We start from the raw sequence: 15,468 nt of genomic DNA, 5'->3' as shown, positions 1-15,468 counted from the left end.
AGGCGCTCAACGTCCTACCTCGTGTCTCGAACCGCTGGGCGGCTGAGTCGGTGTCCGTGTCGCTCTGACTCGAATAAAGTTACGTGCCGACCAACACGAAGTCAAATCGGCTGGTCAGAGGCCCTATTTCGGCGTATCGACCCGTTCGACCTGTCCCCCGAGCGCCTGCATCTGCTCGACGAACCGGGGGTAGCCGCGGTCGATGTGATAGACGTCGTGGACTTCGGTGACGCCGTCGGCGACCAGGCCGGCCAGCACCAGACCCGCACCCGCGCGGATGTCGGAAGACCACACCGGCGCGCTCGACAGACGCGGAATCCCACGGACCACCGCATGGTGACCGTCGGTCCTGGCGTCGGAGCCGAGTCGGATCATCTCCTCCACGAAACGGAACCGCGCCTCGAAGACGTTCTCGGTGATCATCGAGGTGCCGTCGGCGATGGCGGCCAGGCCGATGGCCATCGGCTGTAGGTCGGTCGGGAAACCGGGGAACGGCAGCGTCGCGAAGTTCACCGCACGCGGACGCTCGGCCTGCACGACCCGGAAACCGTTGGGCTCGTAGGAGATTCGCGCACCAGCGGAGCGCAGCTTGTCCAGGACCAGGGCCAGGTGCTTGGGGTTGACGCCGGTGACCCGGACATCGCCGGTGGTCATCGCGGCGGCGATCCCCCAGGTGGCGGCGACGATGCGGTCGCCGATCACCCGGTGGGTGGTGGGCGAAAGGCTCTTCACACCCTGCACGGTGAGTACCGAGGAACCGGCACCTTCGATGCGCGCACCCATCTGGACGAGCATGTTGCACAGGTCGACGATGTCGGGCTCGCGTGCCGCGTTGTCGATGACCGTCTCCCCCTCGGCCAGCACCGCGGCCATCAGGATGTTCTCGGTCGCGCCCACCGACGGGAAGTCGAGGCGGATCCGGGCGCCCTGCAGCTGTTCGGCCGAGGCCACCACGCAACCGTGCTCGATCGAGCTGGTCGCACCGAGCAGTCGCAGCCCGGCCTGGTGCATATCCAGTGGTCGCGAACCGATCGCGTCGCCGCCGGGCAGTGCGACCACGGCGCGTTTGCAGCGCGCCATCAGCGGGCCGAGCACACACACCGAGGCGCGGAACTGGGTCACCGCCGGGAAGTCCGCGTGGTATTTGGGTTCGGCGGGGGTATTGATCGTCACCACCGAGTTGTCGCCGCTGACGTCGTCGGAGATCGTCACATCGCAGCCGAGACCGCGCAGCACCTCCGCCATCAGCGGGACATCGAGGATGTCGGGGCAGTTGGTGATGGTGGTCGTGCCCTCGGCCAGCAACGAGGCAGCCATCAGCTTCAGCACGCTGTTCTTCGCGCCGCCGACCGCGACCTCGCCGACGAGTCGATTACCGCCGGAGACCAGAAACCGTTCGCTCACCACGCCACCTTATCGACCGTCACGCGACGACACGCCCCCTGCCGACGAAACAACAAGAAACCGACCGATTCTCACCGTCGGAGAGTCACTTTCAGCGCGGCAGGCCGCCACCGGGCTGCCACAGGACATCGCCGGCGGGATTGGTCGCCCGGCTGAGGATGAACAGCAGGTCCGAGAGCCGATTGAGGTACTTCGCGGGCAGCACGCTGGTGTCGTCGGGGTGCGCTTCCACGGCCGCCCACGCGGATCGCTCGGCGCGGCGCACGACGGTACGGGCTGTGTGCAACAACGCAGCCAACGGCGTGCCGCCGGGCAGGATGAACGAATTCAGCGGTGCCAGACCGTCGTTGAATTCGTCGCACCACTTCTCGAGCCGGTCGATATAGGGCTGGGTGATGCGCAGCGGGGGGTACTTCGGTTCGGCGACAACCGGGGTGGACAGGTCGGCGCCCGCGTCGAACAGATCGTTCTGGATCTGGCGCAGCACCGTCAGCACCGCGGGTTCCGGCGCACCGAGGGCAACAGCGACCCCGAGGGCCGCATTGGCCTCGTCGCAGTCGGCGTAGGCGATCAGCCGAGGATCGTTCTTCCCGACGCGGGAGAAATCGCTCAGGCCGGTCGTGCCGTCATCACCGGTTCGGGTGTAGATCCGGGTCAGATGCACGCTCATGCTGTATCCAATCGGCATGCTCGGGCACCCTGCGTGGTTACGCAAGCTGCCGCCTCCGGGCGCTGACCGCTCATGCCGGTCCTCCGCGAGTTCGGCGGGCGCGATCGGAAGGCCGCGACTCCACCCAGGACAGAAAAGCCGCCATCGAACCGCGGTCGAGCGCGAGCTCGAAACTGTTCTGCGGATCGGTGACGGCTACCACCACGATGTCATCGGTCATGATGTCGAATTCGTCGCCCTGGGGCGCACGGCGCTCGACTATCTCGAGACCCTGGCGATGCACGGTCGAATCGGGACCGAATTTCAGGCTGGTCAGTTTGAAGAAGACGAGGCGATCCTCGTCGTAGCGAATGAGCCCATGGCGCCAGCCTTGGCCGCCGCGCGCAGGCAGGGTGCGTAGGAGCGCGGCCGTGCCCCCGCGGCGCAACATCACCAGGCGATAAGTCGACGCACCGGCTACGAACACGAGCGTCAGCACCAGAATGATCAGGAGAACCATCCCGGTTTGCAATGCCGTACGCCCTTTCGCTCTTGCCGGTGCCCAAGACCCGCTGTCCCATTCAATCACGCGCGCTCGAGGGCAAATCGGGCGGACCGCCTTTCCCTGGCGACAGGCCCGATAAACAACTCTGCCGGCGAGGAACCGAAGTTCCTCGCCGGCAGGGCGTCAGTACTTACTGCGATCAGTCGGTCACGGTCGCTTCGACCGCGCGCACCTGGCCCTTGGCCGCACGCAGCTGGACCTCGGTGGCGCTCTCGTCGGACAGCACCTTGCGCGCCGCGTCGACGTCGACCTCGCCCGCGAGATCCGCGGACTCGGCCAGCACCCGAACGGTGTCGGCGGTGACCGAGAAGAAGCCGCCGTGCACCGCGGCGACGATCCGCTCGCCGTCGGTCGACACGATCGAAACCGTGCCGCCCTCGACGAGCTGACCGAGCAGCGGCTCGTGGCCTGCCATGATGCCGATCTGACCCTCGGTGGTCTGCGCGCTGACGAACGAAGCCTGGCCGGACCAGAGCTTGCGTTCCACAGCTACGAGATCAACTGTCATCTCCGCCATAGTGGACTACTTCCCGAGGATCTTCTTCGCGGCTGCCTCGACGTCGTCGAGACCACCGCAGGAGTTGAACGCCTGCTCCGGGTAGTGATCGAACTCGCCCTTGCAGACACGGTCGAAGTCGTCGATGGTCTGTTCCAGCGGAACGACCGAGCCGACCTGGCCGGTGAACTTCTCGGCGACGATGAAGTTCTGACCGAGGAACTTCTCCAGGCGACGGGCGCGACCGACGAGGACCTTGTCCTCTTCGGAGAGCTCGTCCATGCCGAGGATGGCGATGATGTCCTGCAGTTCCTTGTACTTCTGCAGGATCCGCTTGACCTCGTTGGCGACCCGGAAGTGGCGCTCGCCGACGATCGAAGCCTCGAGGATACGAGAGGTCGAGGTCAGCGGGTCGACGGCCGGGTAGATGCCCTTCTGCGAGATCGGGCGGGAAAGCTCGGTCGTCGCATCCAGGTGGGCGAAGGTGGTCGCCGGCGCCGGGTCGGTGTAGTCGTCGGCGGGGACGTAGATCGCCTGCAGCGAGGTGATCGAGCGACCCTTGGTCGAGGTGATGCGCTCCTGGAGCTGACCCATCTCGTCCGCCAGCGTCGGCTGGTAACCCACGGCCGAAGGCATGCGACCCAGCAGGGTCGAGACCTCGGAACCGGCCTGGGTGAAACGGAAGATGTTGTCGATGAACAGCAGCACGTCCTGGCCCTTGACGTCGCGGAAGTACTCCGCCATCGTCAGCGCGGACAGGGCGACACGCATACGCGTGCCCGGCGGCTCGTCCATCTGGCCGAAGACTAGGGCGGTGTCCTGGAGGACGCCCATCTCTTCCATTTCCAGGTGGAGGTCGGTGCCCTCACGGGTACGCTCACCGACGCCCGCGAACACCGAGGTGCCCGAGAACTCGCGAGCGATACGGGTGATCATCTCCTGGATCAGCACGGTCTTGCCGACACCGGCACCACCGAACAGACCGATCTTGCCGCCCTTGACGTACGGGGTCAGCAGGTCGATGACCTTGACGCCGGTCTCGAGGATCTCGGTCTTGCCCTCGAGCTGGTCGAAGCTCGGCGGCTGACGGTGGATGCCCCACTGCTCGCCATCGCGGCCGAGGCCGGGAGTGTCGAGGCAGTCGCCCAGCGCGTTGAACACGTGGCCCTTGACGATGTCGCCGACGGGCACCGAGATCGGCTTACCCGTATCGGTGACGATCGCGCCACGGACCAGACCATCGGTCGGCTGCATCGAGATGGTGCGCACGATGTTGTCGCCGAGGTGCTGAGCGACCTCGAGGGTCAGGGTCTTGGCCACCGACGCGAGCTTGATGTCGGTGTGCAGAGCGTTGAAGAGCTCGGGGATGGCACCACGCGGGAACTCGACGTCCACGACGGGGCCGATGACACGGACGACCCGGCCGGCGGTTTCGCCCACCTGGCTCGCGTTGTCCTTAGTGACAGCTGCGGTCATTGGTTTGGATTCACTTCCTGCGCGTTTAGTCGCGGTCCGAGCTCGACGCCAGCGCATTGACGCCGCCGACGATTTCGCTGATTTCCTGCGTGATCTGGGCCTGACGCACCGAGTTCGCCTCGCGCTGGAGCACATTGGCCAGCTCGTTGGCGTTATCGGTGGCCGCCTTCATTGCGGTGCGCCGAGCCGCGGACTCGGATGCCGCTGCCTCGAGCAACGCTGCGTAGATGCGTGTGTTGACGTACTTGGGCAGCAGAGCCCCCAGCAGCACGTCGGCATCCGGCTCGAACTCGTACTGTGCCGACACCACCACGTTCGGCGCGTCCGACATGATGTCGTCGCCGAGTTCGTAGTTCTCGTCGACGAAGCTGACCTGGATCGGCGCCAGACGACGCACCTCCGGGGTCTGGGTCAGCATCGACACGAACTTCGTGTACACGATGTGCAGCTCGTCGACACCCTCGATGGTTCCGGTGCCGTCCAGCGATTCGACTTCGCCGTCGGAGCCGGCCATGAAGGCCTCGACCAGGTGCTTGCACGCGGACGACGCATCGGTGTACTTGGGCTGCTGAGAGAACCCGAACCACGATGCCTGCAGCGCACGGTTGCGGAACCGGTAGTAGGTGATGCCCTTGCTGCCCATCACGTACACAACAGGTTCTTTGCCGTCGCCACGCAGCGTGGTCATGAGCTCTTCGGCGCGCTTGAGCACGTTCGAGTTGTAGCCACCGCACATACCGCTGTCACTGGTGATCACCAGGACAGCGGCCCGACGAGCGTTGGGACGCTCGGTCAGCAGCGGGTGCGACAGGTTCTTCGAAGCGCTCGCCAGTTCGCCGAGGACCTTGGTGATCTCCTCGGCGTACGGCTTGGCAGCCGCAACCCTGGCCTGGGCCTTGGAAATTCGCGAGGTCGCGATCAGTTCCTGAGCCTTGGTGATCTTCTTGATCGAATTCACACCACGAATGCGGGAGCGCAATTCGCGCAAACTAGCCACTAGCGGTTCACACTCCCCTCATGCTGAGTTCGATTGCGGCATTCGCGGGGCACTACGTGGTTACGCACGCTGCCTCCTCCGTGCCCTGACGCGAATACCGCGCCGATCGGAAATTGCCGACATCATGAACCCGGCTTACTTGTCGACGTGCTTGCGAGTGACCGACAGCGACTCGACCTCTTCGTGGTCGAGCTCGCCCGCGGCGGCCTCGTTCACGATGCGCTTGCCGTTCGAATCCAGGAAGCCCTGCTTGAACTTCTCGGTCTCGGCCTTGATCGCGTCGGCGGCTTCGCCCGCGAGGGGCTTCTTGCCACCCTCGAGCGCGTCGAACGAGCTCTGGGTCGCGCCGTGCAGGTACTCGAGCAGCTCGGCGGTGAAGCGACGCACGTCTTCGACGGGCACCGACTCGTAGAAACCGGCGTCGACCAGGTAGATCGAGACGACCTGATCCTCGACCGAGACCGGCGAGTACTGGTCCTGCTTGAGCAGCTCGACCCAGCGGGCGCCACGCTCGAGCTGCGCCAGCGACGCGGCGTCGAGGTCGGAGGCGAAGGCGGAGAACGCCTCCAGCTCGCGGTACTGCGCCATTTCCAGACGCAGCGAACCGGCGACCTTCTTCATGGCCTTGGTCTGGGCTGCGCCACCGACACGGGAGACCGAGGTACCGACGTTGATCGCCGGGCGGACGCCCTTGTTGAACAGGTCGGACTCGAGGAAGACCTGGCCGTCGGTGATGGAGATGACGTTGGTCGGGATGAACGCCGAGACGTCGTTGGCCTTGGTCTCGATGATCGGCAGACCGGTCATCGAGCCGCCGCCCATGGCGTCGGACAGCTTCGCGCAACGCTCCAGCAGGCGGGAGTGCAGGTAGAACACGTCACCGGGGTAGGCCTCGCGGCCCGGCGGACGACGCAGCAGCAGCGAGATGGCGCGGTACGCCTCGGCCTGCTTGGTCAGGTCGTCGAACACGATGAGGACGTGCTTGCCCTGGTACATCCAGTGCTGGCCGATGGCCGAACCGGTGTACGGAGCCAGCCACTTGAAGCCGGCCGAGTCAGAGGCGGGGGCGGCCACGATGGTGGTGTACTCCATCGCGCCGTGCTCCTCGAGCGCGGACTTGACGCCCGCGATGGTGGAGCCCTTCTGGCCGATCGCGACGTAGATGCAGCGAACCTGCTTGTTGACGTCGCCGGTTTCCCAGTTCGCCTTCTGGTTCAGGATCGCGTCGATCGCGACGGCGGTCTTGCCGGTCTTGCGGTCGCCGATGATCAGCTGACGCTGGCCGCGGCCGATGGCCGTCAGCGCGTCGATCGCGGTGATACCGGTGGCCAGCGGCTCTTCGACCGGCTGACGTTCCAGCACGGACGCGGCCTGCAGCTCCAGCACGCGGCGCTCGTCGGACTCGATCTCGCCCAGGCCGTCGATCGGCTGGCCGAGCGGGTTGACGACGCGACCGAGGAACTTGTCACCCACGGGAACCGAGAGCACGTCGCCGGTGCGACGGACCTGCTGGCCCTCCTCGAGCGAGGCGTACTCGCCGAGGATGACGGCACCGATGTTGGTGTCCTCGAGGTTCAGCGCGACGCCGAGAACCCCGCCGGGGAACTCGAGCAGCTCGTTGGCCATCGCCGAAGGCAGACCGCTGACGTGGGCGATACCGTCGCCGGTATCGGTCACGAGGCCGACTTCTTCGATGGAGGTTTCCGGGGTGTAGCTCTGGGTGTAGCTCTCGATCGCGCTACGGATCTCGTCGGAGGAGATCGTCAGCTCCGCCATGTTGTTCCTGCTCTCGCTGTGGTCTCGAATGTCGGGGATGGGGGAAGTTGCTGTGCGCGTAGCCTTTTCAGGACAGCGCGCGACGCAGCTTCTCCAGTCGGCCGGTGGCGCTGCCGTCGATCACGTCGTCTCCGACGCGGACGACGACGCCGCTCAGCAGCGTCGGGTCGACCTGCACGTGCACGGTGACCGCCTTGCCGTAGATCCGCTGCAGGGAAGCCGACAGCTTCGCCTTCTGCAGATCGTTCAGCTCGACCGCCGAGTTCACGTGGGCGACGATCTGGTCACGACGGGCCGCCGCCAGATCGGACAGGGCGTCGAAGGCGACGCCGATGTTGTTGGTCCGCAGGCGGGTCACCGCCTGCTCGGCCAGCGCCAGGGTGACCGGCTCGACCTTGCCGTTGAGCAACCGGACGATCAGTTCGCGCCGCGCCGAGGCGGGCTTTCCCTGATCGGACAGTGCCTGCTCCAGCTTCGGGTTGTCGGCCACGATGCGTCCGAGCCGGAACAGCTCGTCCTCCACCGCGTCCTGACGGCCGCCGACGGCAGCGGACTCCAGCAGAGCCTCCTGCCCGAGCAGCACCAGGGTGTCGACCAGATCGCGGGTGCGTGACCAGTTCTGCGCCACCGCGGTGGTCAGCACTGCCTGCGTGGCAGCGCTGACCTTGCCGCCGAAGATCCGCTCACTGAGTTCAGCGCGCGCCGAACCCGGCACCGAGGAGTCCGCGAGCGCCACACGCAGCGAACGCTGGTCGTCCAGCACGGCGACAACGGCGAACAGTTCCGACCCCGTTGTGGCCGCAACAGTTTCGCTTCCGGTCAGAGCGACCCGAAGCGCCTCGCGAGACCGGGTACTGGCCTCGCGGCTCGCTGCGTACATGCTTCTCACTTTCGCGTCGCTACCTTCCGACCCCGATGGCGTCGGTGTCGTCGAGTTCGCTGAGGAACTTGTCGATCGACGCCGCCTGCTTGGCTTCGTCCGAAACAGACTGACCGATGATCTTCTCGGCCAGGTCGACGGCCGTACGGCCGACCTCGGAACGCAGCTCCGTCAGGATCTGCTGGCGCTGGGCTTCCAGCTGGGAGTGACCGGCGGCGACGATACGGTCGCTTTCGGCCTGGGCATCCGTGCGCATCTGCGCGAGGATCTGCTGACCCTGGGTGCGTGCTTCCTCACGGATGCGCGCGGCCTCGAGCCGGGCGTCGGCCAGCTGCTGCTGGTACTGCTGCAGCGTCTGCTGTGCCTCTGCCTGGGCTGCTTCGGCCCTGGCGATACCGCCTTCGATCTTGTCCGTGCGCTCTTCGAGTGTCTTGGTCACACGCGGGATCACGTATTTCCAGAAGAGCACGCCGACGACGGCGATACAGACGATCGACCAGACGATGTCGTACGTTGCGGGGAGGAGGGGATTCACATCCTCTCCCTCTGCGGCGAGCGTGATGAATTCGCGCATCGGAATCAGAAGATGAAGCCGGCGACGAGGCCGATCAGCGCCAGGGCCTCGGTGAACGCGATACCGAGGAACATCGTGGTGCGGATCTGGCCGGACAGCTCGGGCTGACGAGCGATGCCTTCGATGGCCTTACCGACGACGATACCCACGCCGATGCCGGGGCCGATCGCGGCCAGACCGTAGCCGAGGGCGCCGAAGCCCTTGAAGGTGCTCTCGGTGTTCGCGGCTTCCTGGGCCAGGTAAGCGAGGCTCATGAATCTTTCCCTTTCTGTTGCTCACCCGCCGGTCGGCGTGTGTAGCAGGTTTCCGGTCGTTGGTCAGTCAGGTCAGTGGTCGGCAGCGTGCTGCGACTGGCCGATGTATACGGCAGCCAGCAGCGCGAAAACGTAGGCCTGCAGGAAGATCACCAGCAGCTCGAAGAGAGTGAAGCCGATGCCGGCCAGCAGCGAGAAGGGCGAGAACACCTTCATCCACGAGGTGGCGTCGAACAGGAAGAACCACGTCGCGCTGAAGAACAGCACCAGCATGATGTGGCCGGCCAGCATGTTGGCCATGAGACGCACGGTCAGCGTGAACGGGCGCAGGATGAACGTCGAGATGAACTCGATCGGGATCAGCAGCAGGTGCAGCGCGACCGGCACGTCGGGGACAACGATGCTGTGGCGGATGTAGGAAAAGAATCCATACTTCCGGATGCCGACGTAGTTGTAGGTGATGTACACGATCGCGGCCAGAACGATCGGCATGCCGATGCGCGCGTTGGACGAGATGTTCAGCCCGGGAATCACGCCGGAGAAGTTCAGGAACAGAACCGTGAAGAAGATCGTCGCGATCAGCGGCAGGAACTTCTTGCCGGATTCCTTACCGAGTACCTCGTCGGCGATCTGCTCCTTGACGAAAACCACACCGGCTTCCATCACGTTCTGCAGACCGCGGGGCACGATCTTCGGCGACCGGAAAGCCAGCACGAAGACGGCCACCAGAACGGCGGTCATCAATAGACGGACCAGCATCAGGCGATCGAGTTCGAACGGCGTCCCCGCGAACAGCACTGCTGGAGGGTAGAAGTCGGACAGCGATGGCGCGTGAAACTCGCCCGCCGCCAAAGTGATGACGCTCAGCGTTCTCTCCCGTGTTCGGGCCGCGGGTACGACGGTCATTCCCGCGGTTCGATCGGACATTGACGATCAATGGGGGTCGACTCTTGTCGGCTCGAAATTCGACAGCCGCTCGTACGGTGTAACCCGTACAGCTACTGATCGGGCGTCGGCGACATCGTCGACATGCTTCAACCGGATATATTTCACCCGGATCGGCAGTAAGCATAGCGGCACCGGGTGGGATCTCGATGATCCCCCCTGGTAACCCGAGGCGATGCCCCGAGTTTGTCGGTGCCAGCCTCTAGCTTGGGTGCTTGCTTACCAACACTTTACCAAGCTATCTACGACAGTGTGTAGCTGGGTGGGATTATTCCTGCTCGGAAGCCGTTTCGCCGTCTCCCGCGCGTGTCGTGACGTACGGAACCTTCTGGCTCACAACGCCGTACGTCTCGGCGCCAAGCACGATCAGCAGGGCTCCCACCACCGTAAAGAACAGCGCGGGCCTGCTGTAGAAGTCGAACTGGTTGAGCACCACGATCACCAGCAGCGCCACCAGCATCTTGCCGACCCAGCTGACCAGCATCACCGCACCCGCCATGGTGGGCGGCAGCTTGGCGCCGATCAGCACCGCGACGACCGTGGTGAGAATGAACCCACCGCCGATCGCGGAGCCGAGCAGCGCGCCCCACAGACCGGGCATCCCGGCCACGGCGGAGGCGATCGCCACCGAGACGACGACGAGCACACCGAGCCCGATCAGCCCGTAGCGCAGCGCGGCGCGCAGAGGGGCGTCGGGGCCTGGCACGGTTTCGGGTGTAAAGCTCACGCGCGGAACTTTACCTTGCGCGCCGAACTCAGCTCTTTGCCGACTCGGACCTGCGCACCGACGGGATCGCGGTCACCAGCAGCGCGAACACCAATCCGCCCGCCACCAGCAGCACAACGAGTCGCCGGTCCATCAGTGAAGTTCCCACCGCGCCGAAGGCGAGTACGCCGACCCATAAATAGATCAGCAGGACCACGCGCCGGTGTGAATGTCCGATCTGCAGCAATCGGTGATGCAGATGCATTTTGTCCGGTGTGGAGAAACTCACGCCCGCGCGCACCCGGCGCACGATCGCCAGCAACAGATCGAGCACCGGAATGAACATCACCGCACCGACCAGCAACAGCGGCGACAGCAAACCCACAATGTCGCGCGGGCCGTAACCCTGCAGCGGAATTCGCCCCGAAGCGCCGGTTGATACCGCGGCCAAGATCAAACCGATCATCATCGAGCCGGTATCGCCCATGAATATTCTCGCGGGCGAGAAATTGTGCGGCAGAAATCCGAGGCAGGCGCCCGCCAGCGCGGCGGCCAGCAACGCGGGCGGATAGGTGTCCACCGAGCCGCCCTGGTCGTAGAGCAAACCGATGGAGAACACGAAAACCGCGCCCGCGCAGATCAAACCGAGGCCCGCGGCAAGGCCGTCCAGACCGTCGACGAAGTTCATCGCATTCACCAGGGTGACGGTGATCGCGACGGTGACCAGCCCGCCCTGCAGCGCGTCGAGCACGACAGTGGTGTCGTTGAACGGGTTGTAGATCACGTACCAGCTCAGGCCCATCACGGCCATCACGCCCGCCGCGGTGATCTGGCCGACGAATTTGGTGAGCGCGTCCAGACCCCAGCGGTCGTCGACGATGCCGACCAGCACGATGATCGTCGCGGCGACCAACACCGCCGGAATATCCGGGGCGTAGTCGAAACCTCTTCGCAGCGCGGGCAATTGGTGTGCGAACAACACCGCGGCGACGACGCCGACATACATGCCGACACCGCCCATGCGCGGTACCGGCTTCACGTGCACATCGCGCTCACGAGGCACCGCCACCGCGCCGAATGCGATGGCGAGCACCCGCACACCGCCGGTGGCCAGAAAGGTCACCGTGGCCGAGACGAGCAGCACGAGCAGTAGCTCGCGCAGGGGGACGACTGAGCTCATCAGTGGCGTGCGATCACCGCTGCGCGGAGCTGATCAGGGCTTCCGGCACCATCCCGAGCACCTCCGCGATATCGGCCACCGACACAGCACCCTCCCGCAACACCCGCGGCTGATCCGCGGTGAGATCGACGATCGTCGAGGCCACCGCGTGTTCGGCGGGCCCGCCGTCCAGATACACACTCGCCAGCGACCCCAACTGCTCGCGCGCGTCGGCCGCCGTGGTCGCGGGCGGCTGCCCCGACACATTGGCACTCGACACCGCCAGCGGCCCGACCTCACGCAACAGTTCCAGCGCCACCGGATGCAACGGCATCCGCAACATCACCGTGCCGCGGGTATCGCCGAGATCCCACGCCAGCGAAGGTGCCGCCTGCACAACAAGACTCAGCGCACCGGGCCAGAACGCGCGAATCAGATCCCGCGCCTGCGGCCGCACCGAGAACACCAGGCCATCGATGGTGTGCCACGAGCCGACGAGCACCGGGACGGGCATATCGCGGCCACGTCGCTTGGCGGCCAGCAGATCGCTCACCGCGGACGAATCGAACGCGTCGGCGGCGAGGCCGTAGAGCGTGTCGGTCGGCATGACGACCAGTCGACCGGATTTCAGCGCGCTGGTCGCAGCGGTGATTCCAGCGGCCCGCGAGTCGCTCTCGGCACAGTCATAGACGGTACTCACAGCGTCTCCGCCTCTCCGCGAATTTTTCGGTCGTTGGTGCGCGCAAGAGTCTAACTCCCAGGCTGACGGCGGAGTGTCGGGGGACTTTGGGCACGACCGGCCACCTGATGCCCGAAGTGTGCTGGCCGATTGCCCGGCGACCGGGTTCGGGCGCGGGCCCGGCAATTGGGTGATCTGACAAAGTTGCCAGGCCTCGGCTGTGTCGACGTGCTCGTGGCGGCCACTCACACCGTCACCGAATCGCCGCGATCCGTGCGGGCCAAGTCCGTTGCATGGCTGCGGCCGGTGTTTGCTGGCAGCGCCCGGTGAGGCTGTCGGTGACGACCGGGCTGCGGTCCGACGCTGGACCGCCCGCACAATCAGCGGTGGGCGACGACGAAGCGGGGTTTGCCCGCGAGATCGGGGTGTTCGACGACGTCGACGAAATCGGCTGCGGTCAGCAGAGCCGCTACTCCCCCACCGTTGGTGTCGTCGTGTTCGATGGCGGTGGCGCCGGTGGGGCGGAGCAGGCGGGCGATGGTCGGGACCATCGCCCGGATGACGTCGAGGCCGTCCGGCCCGCCGAAGAGGGCGCGGTGGGGGTCGTGGTCGGCTACCTCGGGGTCGAGGGTCGCGGCTTCGGGGATGTAGGGCGGATTGGAGACGACGAGGTCGACGCGGCCGTTCAGCGAGGTGAGCAGCGCGGGGTCGGTGACGTCGTCGGCGTGCAGGGTGATCGGGGTGTCGCCGTCGGCGATGCGGGTGTCGGCGTTGCGGCGGGCCCAGGTGAGGGCATCGGGGTCGAGTTCGACGGCGTGGACCTCGGCGTCGGGGCGGGCGTGGGCGATGGCCAGTGCCAGTGCGCCCGAGCCGGTGCACAGGTCGACGACGATCGGGGCGTGGTCGTGCGGGAGGGTCTCGAGGTAGGCCAGCGCCCACGCAAACAACAGTTCCGTCTCCGGACGCGGGACGAAAACGCCGGGGCCGACGGCGAGGTCGATCTCGCCCATCGCGGCCGTTCCGGTCAAGTGCTGCAAGGGAATTCGCGCGGCGCGCTGTTCGATCAGCGCCCGGTACCGGTCGGCGATCTCGGGCTCGACCATCGGGATCAACGCCAACCGCATGCGCTCGGTCTCGAGCACGTAGGCGGCCAGGTTCTCCGCATCGGGCATCGGCGAACCGACACCCGCCTCGGCCAACACCTCAGCGGCCTCGATGATCAACGAACGGAGCCGAATGCGCTCAGTCACGTAACCCTCCTCATCATCGTCGAACATCTCGCGGCGAGCACCCGCCCGCAGCGTCGTGGCCGTCCTGGTCAGTCGATCACCATGTACTGAGGCAAGCATCGCCCGAGAAGGGAAATGCACCAGTGCATGGTGATCAACTGACCAGTGGGTGACGGTTACTCCGCTGCCATGCGGGCGTCGCGGTCGGCCTTGCCGAGGGCGTCGAGGAGGGGGTCGAGGTCGCCGTCCAGGACGGCGTCGAGGTTGTGGGATTTGAAGCCGATGCGGTGGTCGGCGATCCGGTTCTCCGGGAAGTTGTAGGTGCGGATGCGTTCGGAGCGGTCGACCGTGCGGATCTGGCTCGCGCGACCGGCGGCGGCTTCCTGGTCGGCCTGTTCCTCGGCCAGTGCCTGCAGCCTGGCCGCGAGGACCTGCATGGCGCGGGCCTTGTTCTGGAGCTGGGAGCGTTCGTTCTGGCAGGTCACCACGATGCCGGAGGGCAAGTGGGTGATGCGGACCGCGGAGTCGGTGGTGTTGACGCCCTGGCCGCCCTTGCCGGAGGACCGGTAGACGTCGATGCGCAGGTCGGTCTCGTCGATCTGCACCTGCTCGACCTCGTCGGGCTCCGGGTAGATCAGCACGCCGGCGGCGGAGGTGTGGATGCGGCCCTGCGATTCGGTCACCGGCACGCGCTGCACCCGGTGCACCCCGCCCTCGAACTTGAATCGCGACCACACGCCGTCGCGCGCGGCGTCCTTGCTCTTGATCGACAGCGTCGCGTCCTTGTATCCGCCCAGGTCGGAGTAGGTGACGTCGAGCGTCTCCACCTTCCAGCCGTGCCGCTCGGCGTAGCGGATGTACATGCGCGCCAGATCGGCCGCGAACAGCGCCGATTCCTCGCCGCCTTCGCCGGACTTCACCTCGAGCACCACATCGTCGCCGTCGTGCGGGTCGCGGGGGGCGAGCAGATCCGCCAGGGCCTGCTCCAACTCCACCAGCTGCGATTCCAGCCCCGGCACCTCCGCCGCGAACGACGCGTCATCGGAGGCCAGCTCACGGGCGGCCTCGAGATCATCGCGCACGGCCTCGAGCTTGCGATAGGTGCTCATCACCGGCGCCAATTCGGCGAACCGCTTCCCCACCCGTCGCGCCGCACCCGCGTCGTTGTGCAACGACGGATCAGCGAGCTGCATCTCCAGGCCCGCGTACTCGGCCAGGATGTCGTCGATTGCGGACGGCTGCGTCACGTGAAGTCCTCTGATTTCGGCGGCTGGTGCCGCAGGTTTTCGGCCTATTAACCTCGATCTTCCCTCCCGCCGGGCACTCCTTCGTCGCACCCTCTGGTCAGTCCAGATCGAGGCGGCCGAAAACCAGGCCTAGGAAAACCACCGACGCCCGGCCTGCGCAAGCAGTACCGGGCGTCGGGGGAGGTAACTAGGAGGCGTCTTCGGTCTTCTTGGCACCGGGACGCTTGCCGTAGCGAGCCTCGAAGCGGGCCACGCGGCCGCCGGTGTCGAGGATCTTCTGCTTGCCCGTGTAGAACGGGTGGCACTGCGAGCAGACCTCGACGGAGATCTGGCCGGACTCCTTGGTCGAGCGAGTCTGGAACGAGTTGCCGCAACCACACACAACGGTGGTCTCGACATACGTGGGGTGGATTCCTGCCTTCATGGGCGTCC

The 15,468-nt window shown here is 65.9% G+C and carries 17 protein-coding genes; all 17 read right to left on the bottom strand.

Going from position 1 to position 15,468, the window contains the following annotated elements:
* Positions 1-123: 123 nt before the first annotated feature.
* The 17 genes from murA to rpmE all read right to left on the bottom strand — a co-directional run bounded on the left by murA (position 124) and on the right by rpmE (position 15,460).
* Entirely contained in the window at positions 124-1,404 is a 1,281-nt protein-coding gene (gene murA / locus ACFWUP_RS30155) for a UDP-N-acetylglucosamine 1-carboxyvinyltransferase (RefSeq protein WP_379239367.1), read from the bottom strand.
* A gap of 91 nt (positions 1,405-1,495) precedes the next feature.
* Positions 1,496-2,074, bottom strand: a complete 579-nt coding sequence (locus ACFWUP_RS30150; protein ID WP_379239366.1) for a cob(I)yrinic acid a,c-diamide adenosyltransferase — start codon at positions 2,072-2,074, stop codon at positions 1,496-1,498.
* Positions 2,075-2,144: 70 nt separating this feature from the next.
* Positions 2,145-2,573, bottom strand: coding sequence for a DUF2550 domain-containing protein (locus ACFWUP_RS30145; protein WP_379239365.1), 429 nt, complete (start codon positions 2,571-2,573; stop codon positions 2,145-2,147).
* Between the two features lie 184 nt (positions 2,574-2,757).
* Positions 2,758-3,135: a F0F1 ATP synthase subunit epsilon gene (locus tag ACFWUP_RS30140; RefSeq protein ID WP_379239364.1), complete on the bottom strand. Its 378-nt coding sequence runs from the start codon at positions 3,133-3,135 to the stop codon at positions 2,758-2,760.
* Positions 3,136-3,141: 6 nt separating this feature from the next.
* Positions 3,142-4,590 carry a F0F1 ATP synthase subunit beta gene (gene atpD / locus ACFWUP_RS30135; RefSeq protein ID WP_379239363.1) on the bottom strand — a complete coding sequence of 483 codons (1,449 nt, stop codon included), beginning with the start codon at positions 4,588-4,590 and terminating at the stop codon, positions 3,142-3,144.
* 25 nt (positions 4,591-4,615) lie between these two features.
* Complete coding sequence (locus ACFWUP_RS30130; RefSeq protein WP_379239362.1) at positions 4,616-5,587, bottom strand: F0F1 ATP synthase subunit gamma; 972 nt, start codon at positions 5,585-5,587, stop codon at positions 4,616-4,618.
* Positions 5,588-5,722: 135 nt separating this feature from the next.
* Positions 5,723-7,363 carry a F0F1 ATP synthase subunit alpha gene (gene atpA / locus ACFWUP_RS30125; RefSeq protein ID WP_379239361.1) on the bottom strand — a complete coding sequence of 547 codons (1,641 nt, stop codon included), beginning with the start codon at positions 7,361-7,363 and terminating at the stop codon, positions 5,723-5,725.
* A gap of 67 nt (positions 7,364-7,430) precedes the next feature.
* Positions 7,431-8,243 (bottom strand): F0F1 ATP synthase subunit delta, encoded by an 813-nt coding sequence (locus ACFWUP_RS30120; protein WP_379239360.1) that lies wholly within the window; start codon positions 8,241-8,243, stop codon positions 7,431-7,433.
* Between the two features lie 19 nt (positions 8,244-8,262).
* On the bottom strand, positions 8,263-8,817 hold the full coding sequence (locus tag ACFWUP_RS30115; RefSeq protein WP_379239359.1) for a F0F1 ATP synthase subunit B: 555 nt from the start codon (positions 8,815-8,817) through the stop codon (positions 8,263-8,265).
* Positions 8,818-8,822: 5 nt separating this feature from the next.
* Positions 8,823-9,071 carry an ATP synthase F0 subunit C gene (locus ACFWUP_RS30110; protein WP_357146760.1) on the bottom strand — a complete coding sequence of 83 codons (249 nt, stop codon included), beginning with the start codon at positions 9,069-9,071 and terminating at the stop codon, positions 8,823-8,825.
* Positions 9,072-9,143: 72 nt separating this feature from the next.
* Positions 9,144-9,998 carry a F0F1 ATP synthase subunit A gene (gene atpB / locus ACFWUP_RS30105; protein WP_379239358.1) on the bottom strand — a complete coding sequence of 285 codons (855 nt, stop codon included), beginning with the start codon at positions 9,996-9,998 and terminating at the stop codon, positions 9,144-9,146.
* Between the two features lie 286 nt (positions 9,999-10,284).
* The gene (locus ACFWUP_RS30100) at positions 10,285-10,743 is read right to left on the bottom strand and encodes a hypothetical protein (RefSeq protein WP_379239357.1); all 459 of its coding nucleotides are present in this window, start codon (positions 10,741-10,743) and stop codon (positions 10,285-10,287) included.
* A gap of 28 nt (positions 10,744-10,771) precedes the next feature.
* A complete protein-coding gene (locus ACFWUP_RS30095; protein WP_379239356.1) occupies positions 10,772-11,902 on the bottom strand; it encodes an MraY family glycosyltransferase in 1,131 nt (376 codons plus the stop codon).
* Between the two features lie 13 nt (positions 11,903-11,915).
* Entirely contained in the window at positions 11,916-12,581 is a 666-nt protein-coding gene (locus ACFWUP_RS30090; protein WP_379239355.1) for an L-threonylcarbamoyladenylate synthase, read from the bottom strand.
* Positions 12,582-12,940: 359 nt separating this feature from the next.
* Positions 12,941-13,837, bottom strand: a complete 897-nt coding sequence (prmC, locus tag ACFWUP_RS30085) for a peptide chain release factor N(5)-glutamine methyltransferase (protein ID WP_379239354.1) — start codon at positions 13,835-13,837, stop codon at positions 12,941-12,943.
* Between the two features lie 128 nt (positions 13,838-13,965).
* On the bottom strand, positions 13,966-15,036 hold the full coding sequence (gene prfA / locus ACFWUP_RS30080; protein ID WP_379239353.1) for a peptide chain release factor 1: 1,071 nt from the start codon (positions 15,034-15,036) through the stop codon (positions 13,966-13,968).
* A 187-nt stretch (positions 15,037-15,223) separates the two neighbouring features.
* Positions 15,224-15,460 carry a 50S ribosomal protein L31 gene (gene rpmE / locus ACFWUP_RS30075; RefSeq protein WP_379239352.1) on the bottom strand — a complete coding sequence of 79 codons (237 nt, stop codon included), beginning with the start codon at positions 15,458-15,460 and terminating at the stop codon, positions 15,224-15,226.
* Between the last annotated feature and the right edge of the window lie 8 nt (positions 15,461-15,468).

The organism is Nocardia sp. NPDC058658 (assembly GCF_042716665.1).
GTDB lineage: Bacteria > Actinomycetota > Actinomycetes > Mycobacteriales > Mycobacteriaceae > Nocardia.
This window is presented reverse-complemented; position numbering and strand designations above follow the sequence as displayed.

Coding starts and splice junctions, on each gene's coding strand:
- atpD (WP_379239363.1), bottom strand. CDS start 4,590: ATGACCGCAGCTGTCACTAAGGACAACGCGAGCCAGGTGGGCGAAACC.
- ACFWUP_RS30115 (WP_379239359.1), bottom strand. CDS start 8,817: ATGCGCGAATTCATCACGCTCGCCGCAGAGGGAGAGGATGTGAATCCC.
- ACFWUP_RS30150 (WP_379239366.1), bottom strand. CDS start 2,074: ATGAGCGTGCATCTGACCCGGATCTACACCCGAACCGGTGATGACGGC.
- ACFWUP_RS30095 (WP_379239356.1), bottom strand. CDS start 11,902: ATGAGCTCAGTCGTCCCCCTGCGCGAGCTACTGCTCGTGCTGCTCGTC.
- ACFWUP_RS30120 (WP_379239360.1), bottom strand. CDS start 8,243: ATGTACGCAGCGAGCCGCGAGGCCAGTACCCGGTCTCGCGAGGCGCTT.
- prmC (WP_379239354.1), bottom strand. CDS start 13,837: ATGTTCGACGATGATGAGGAGGGTTACGTGACTGAGCGCATTCGGCTC.
- rpmE (WP_379239352.1), bottom strand. CDS start 15,460: ATGAAGGCAGGAATCCACCCCACGTATGTCGAGACCACCGTTGTGTGT.
- ACFWUP_RS30110 (WP_357146760.1), bottom strand. CDS start 9,071: ATGAGCCTCGCTTACCTGGCCCAGGAAGCCGCGAACACCGAGAGCACC.
- ACFWUP_RS30140 (WP_379239364.1), bottom strand. CDS start 3,135: ATGGCGGAGATGACAGTTGATCTCGTAGCTGTGGAACGCAAGCTCTGG.
- ACFWUP_RS30145 (WP_379239365.1), bottom strand. CDS start 2,573: ATGGTTCTCCTGATCATTCTGGTGCTGACGCTCGTGTTCGTAGCCGGT.
- atpA (WP_379239361.1), bottom strand. CDS start 7,363: ATGGCGGAGCTGACGATCTCCTCCGACGAGATCCGTAGCGCGATCGAG.
- atpB (WP_379239358.1), bottom strand. CDS start 9,998: ATGTCCGATCGAACCGCGGGAATGACCGTCGTACCCGCGGCCCGAACA.